Annotated in this window: 6 protein-coding genes; 2 read left to right on the top strand and 4 right to left on the bottom strand. The window is 60.1% G+C overall.

Translation table 11 applies throughout. The annotated features are described in order from the left end of the window. The 4 genes from AB4043_RS19780 to trxC form a co-directional block, all read right to left on the bottom strand. The coding region (locus AB4043_RS19780; RefSeq protein ID WP_442307862.1) for a tRNA modification GTPase at nucleotides 1-669 on the bottom strand (669 nt) is incomplete at its 3' end. 7 nt (nucleotides 670-676) lie between these two features. Then, nucleotides 677-1,624 (bottom strand): SPFH domain-containing protein, encoded by a 948-nt coding sequence (locus tag AB4043_RS19775; RefSeq protein WP_442302501.1) that lies wholly within the window; start codon nucleotides 1,622-1,624, stop codon nucleotides 677-679. A gap of 163 nt (nucleotides 1,625-1,787) precedes the next feature. Continuing rightward, nucleotides 1,788-2,267 (bottom strand): hypothetical protein, encoded by a 480-nt coding sequence (locus tag AB4043_RS19770; RefSeq protein WP_442307861.1) that lies wholly within the window; start codon nucleotides 2,265-2,267, stop codon nucleotides 1,788-1,790. 161 nt (nucleotides 2,268-2,428) lie between these two features. Further along, the gene (gene trxC / locus AB4043_RS19765; RefSeq protein WP_442302503.1) at nucleotides 2,429-2,860 is read right to left on the bottom strand and encodes a thioredoxin TrxC; all 432 of its coding nucleotides are present in this window, start codon (nucleotides 2,858-2,860) and stop codon (nucleotides 2,429-2,431) included. A 262-nt stretch (nucleotides 2,861-3,122) separates the two neighbouring features. Between trxC and AB4043_RS19760 the strand changes: the two genes are divergently transcribed. Both AB4043_RS19760 and AB4043_RS19755 read left to right on the top strand, forming a co-directional pair. Beyond that, the gene (locus AB4043_RS19760; protein WP_442307860.1) at nucleotides 3,123-3,665 is read left to right on the top strand and encodes a zinc-binding dehydrogenase; all 543 of its coding nucleotides are present in this window, start codon (nucleotides 3,123-3,125) and stop codon (nucleotides 3,663-3,665) included. After that, on the top strand, nucleotides 3,584-4,333 hold the full coding sequence (locus AB4043_RS19755; protein WP_442307859.1) for a DUF2461 domain-containing protein: 750 nt from the start codon (nucleotides 3,584-3,586) through the stop codon (nucleotides 4,331-4,333). Before AB4043_RS19760 ends, AB4043_RS19755 begins: the two co-directional genes overlap by 82 nt. Nucleotides 4,334-4,473 lie beyond the last annotated feature (140 nt).

The following is a 4,473-nucleotide window of genomic DNA, read 5'->3' as shown; positions in this document are numbered from 1 at the left end:
GCCTACAATGGCCATAGTCACGCCTTCACGGACCAAGCGTCCCTGCGCATAACTTGCAGCCAGTTCGACCAGAGGCGCATGTACTGCCTTCAGAGCGTCAAGGATCGCCTGCTGTGGCATGACGTCCACATCGTCCTCGGCGAAGTCGATGCCTGCCTCCAGCGCGGCAATCAGTTTCACCAGCGCATCCTTCACTGGACGCACCCGTTCCGCCAGTGCCCCGCCTAGCTGCTGAGCGGCGACACGCGCCTGGTGCAGTGTCTGCGCCTCGATCAGGTCACGCACCGCCTCGGCCTGCGTAAGGTCCAGACGGCCTGAGAGGAAGGCACGTTCGGTAAACTCTCCTGGCCGCGCCAGCCGCGCGCCGGCGGCAATCGCTCTGCGCAGGATCATCTCCAGCACCACCGGCGATCCATGCGCGGCAATCTCCACCACATCGTCGCTGGTGTACGAGTGAGGCGCCGCGAAATACGTCGTTACGACCTCATCGAGTCTGCTGCCGTCCTCGTCCAGCAGATCGCCGAAGCGAGCACGTCCCGGCTCCATCGGCGCACGTAGATGCAGCATCGGTTCGGCGATGCTGCGTGCTTCAGGCCCGCTGATGCGTACGATGCCGATGCCGCCGCGTCCCGGCGGTGTGGCGATGGCGACAATCGTCTCCTGTTCCACGAAAATCCTACTTGTTCGGCTGTGCCGCGTTTGTAGTGCCGCTGACATCGGGAACACGGCCCGCACGCAACCCTGCAACGATCTGCTGCAGGAAGTCGTTGGCCGCACCGGGATTATTTGGCAGGAACAGCGTATTCGTCCCGCTGCGCAGACCGATATCCTTCAGCGTATCGAAGTACTGCGTTACCAGCACCAGCGCCATGACATCTTCGGCGGTCGTTCCCGGAACCGCTTCACGGAAGTGTTCGATGGAGCTGCGCAGACCATCGATGATCGCCTGGCGCTCGGCGGCAATGCCCTGCCCCTGCAGGGCCTTCGACTGTGCCTCTGCCTCCGCCTGCTTCACCTTCAACACCTTTTCTGCCTCGCCGCGAGCCTGTGCCGCGACCTGGGCACGCTGTGCGGCGTTGATATCGTTCATCGCCGTCTTTACCTTCACATCCGGAACGATGTCGGTCACCAGAGCGGTCAGAATGATGAAGCCGAAGCCATTCATGATCGAGTCCAGCTCGCTCTTCACTCCCACGGAGATGCCGCTCTGCTGTTCGAAGGTCTCATCCAGCGTCAGCTTTGGCACGTGTCCGAGGATCGAGTTGAAGACGAATGACTCGATCTGCTTCTGTGGCTTGCTCAGTTTGTAGAAGGCGTCGAAGAGGCGCTCTTCCAGCACCTGGTACTGCACGCTTACAGGAATCTGCACAAAGACGTTGTCGCGGGTCTTGGTCTCGACCGAGAACTGCGCCTGCTGCACCTGCAGGTCCACAAAGAAGACCCGCTCAGCATATGGAATCAGGAGATGCAGGCCGGGCTTGGTAATGCGATGAAACTTACCGAAGCGCTCTACCACGCCTGCGGTATAGGTGCGTACCGTGTAGAGCGTTTTGAGAATCGTGACCAGCAGCACAATACCGATCACAAACGCGACAAAAAGCAGAAGGGTGGCAGCAGTGTCCATAGAAGAACCTCAGCGGTCTTGAGAATACCTCAGATTTTTTGTTTGTCATTTCGTAGCGCGCCCGGGGTCCCCAACGAATTTTGTTCGTTGGAGTGGATCGACCGGAAGGAAGCGGAGAAATCTGCTTCTCTACCCACAGTTTTCGGATGGATGCTTTCCCACCCTACTTCCCGCCGCAGGCGGCCACCGTCGTAGGTCCACCATTGTTGATGGTGATGACATGGAACGGAAGCATCCGCACGAACTCCGCATCGGCCAGCTTTACCTTTGGTGTTCCCTTCGGAGCGCGTTTGTCCCACCAGATGCGGCCGTCGGCGATCATGTACCCCTGCCAGTTGTGGAAGAGATCCTTGTCCTCCGACTTCAGAATGGCGCATCGCGTCGCTGGGTCGAAGATCTCGTCAAAATGTTCGAGTAGTCCCTGCCGCGAGACCAGCTTTGACTTGCCCTTGATGGTGGCGCGCACCGGGTAGTCCAGCATCAAAGCAACCGCCACCTTGTCGTCCTTTTCCAGCGCCGCCCGGAACTCATGCAGGAATGCAATCGAATCGCGGCAATCGTCAGCGCCGATCTGGCGGCACACATCCTGCGCCCAGGCACAGGCGGAGAGGAGACAAGCAATCAAACCAACCAGGGCACGCATGCCCATATTCTTACTCCGCCGACTCGAAAAGATTCCAACAACCTTTGGGATAACTCCATCACCTTTTCGTCAGATCCAACTCACGGGCAACTGTCAACCCGAGTCAGGCAAGACCCTCTCCCAACCCATGCCGTACCTCTTCAACTTTTAACTTTCAACTTTTAACTGTTTTTAGCTGCCCTGATCCACTGCATCATCTGTTCCGCCGGCACTACACCCGCCTGTTGTGCCACTACCCGCCCATTACGGAAGACGATGAAGTTCGGAATCCCGCGTACCTGGTAGCGCGCGCTCAACTGCGGATTTGCCTCGGTATCCACCTTCAACACCACCGCCTCTCCCGCCATGGCGCTGGCCACCTCGGCGACGTATGGAGCCGCCATCCGGCAGGGGCCGCACCAGTCTGCCCAGAAATCCACCAGCACCGGCACCGGAGACTCCCGCAGAATCTCATCGAACTCGGTTGCATCCACGCTGATCGGTGCTGCGACCGGCGGCAGCGGAGACTTGCACTTGCCACACCGGCCGATGTCCGCCAGATGCTTGGACGGAATCCGGTTCTTCTGCCCGCAATGGTGACAGGTGCGAATCATGATCTAACCTCGATCTATAAATCAGATGCTTCAGACCCCTTATCGGCATCTGAGTCTCAAAGGGATACGATGCGCGCCATTGGATATACCCAGCCCGGACCTCCCGACGTTCTCCAGGACATCACCCTCCCGGATCCCGTCGCTGCCGGCCGCGACCTTCTGGTCGAGGTCAAGGCCGTCTCCGTTAACCCTGTCGACATGAACCGGTACCCTGCTGCGCCAGGGCACCAACGCCCAGCTCCACCTCGTCGACGAACGCATTGTGGCCGCCAAGCCGAAGTCGCTGGATTTTGACCACGCCGCCGCCCTTCCCCTTACCGCCATTACGGCCTGGGAGCTGCTCTTCGACCGGCTTGGCGTCGTTCCCGGACGCAAGGACGACACGCGGTTGCTCCTGATCGTCGGCGCCGCCGGCGGAGTCGGCTCCATCCTGGTCCAGCTCGCCCGTCAATTGACCGGCCTCCACATCATCGGCACCGCCTCCCGCCCCGAGACGAAGGCCTGGGTTGAGGAACTGGGAGTCCATGACGTGATCGACCACTCCCAACCGCTGCCGCCGCAGCTCAACGGCCGCCAGCCCGACCTGATCGCCAGCCTTACCAATACGCAGGATCACTTCCCGCAGCTCGCCGAGGTGCTCGCGCCGCAGGGTCATCTGGGGCTTATCGACGATCCCGCATCTATCGACGTCAAGCTGCTCAAGCGCAAAGCCGGCTCTCTGCATTGGGAGTACATGTTCGCGCGCTCCATGTTCCAGACCGCAGATATCGAACAGCAGAGCCAGCTTCTCCCCCTGCAGCCCTGAAGTTCCTGCGCGACCTCAAGCGCAATAACGACCGTGACTGGTTCCAACCACGCAAAGAGATCTTTGAGCGCGAGCTGAAGGCTCCCATGCTGGGGCTGATCTCTGAGATCACGCACGCCATGGAAGACTTCGCTCCCGATCACGTGCGTCCTCCGCAGAAGATCCTCTTCCGCATCTACCGAGACACCCGTTTCTCCAACGACAAGCGGCCCTACAAGGAGCACATCGGCGCATGGTGGGTGCGCACGGGCCTCGAAAAGACCTCAGGCGCCGGTTTCTACTTCCATCTCTCCGGCAAAGAACTGCTGATCGCCGCCGGCTGCTATATGCCGCAGCCAGAGCAACTGCTCGCAGTCCGCCGGTACCTGCTCGATCATCACGTGGAGATGCGCAAGCTCTACACGGCGAAGCCGCTGGTAAAGCTCTTTCCGCACGACGAGGCAACCTCGCTCACACGTCCTCCGAAAGGCTTTCCAGCCGATCATCCAGCGATCGATCTGATCCGCAACAAGCAGTGGGGCCGGTCCGTCACGCTGCCGGCAGATACTGCCCTCACGCCCGCGGTAGGCAAAGAGATCGCCAAACGCTTGAAAGCCATCGCGCCTCTGGTCACACTGATCAACACACCTCTGCTACCTCAGAAGCGCAAACCACTCTTCGGTCTCTAACGCATGCACAACGCCGGGTGCCCCGGGTCCCGCTTCTRGGACCTGGGTATTCGCGCTGTGCGCGAACCGTCTTCTTGTTTGTCATCCTGAGCGTTCGGGGTCCCCAGCGAACTTGTTCGCTGGGGTGATTAGCGAAGGAC

This window comes from Terriglobus sp. YAF25, assembly GCF_052113305.1.
Classification (GTDB): Bacteria; Acidobacteriota; Terriglobia; order Terriglobales; family Acidobacteriaceae; genus Terriglobus.
This window is presented reverse-complemented; position numbering and strand designations above follow the sequence as displayed.

Coding starts and splice junctions, on each gene's coding strand:
- AB4043_RS19775 (WP_442302501.1), bottom strand. CDS start 1,624: ATGGACACTGCTGCCACCCTTCTGCTTTTTGTCGCGTTTGTGATCGGT.
- trxC (WP_442302503.1), bottom strand. CDS start 2,860: ATGATTCGCACCTGTCACCATTGCGGGCAGAAGAACCGGATTCCGTCC.
- AB4043_RS19770 (WP_442307861.1), bottom strand. CDS start 2,267: ATGCGTGCCCTGGTTGGTTTGATTGCTTGTCTCCTCTCCGCCTGTGCC.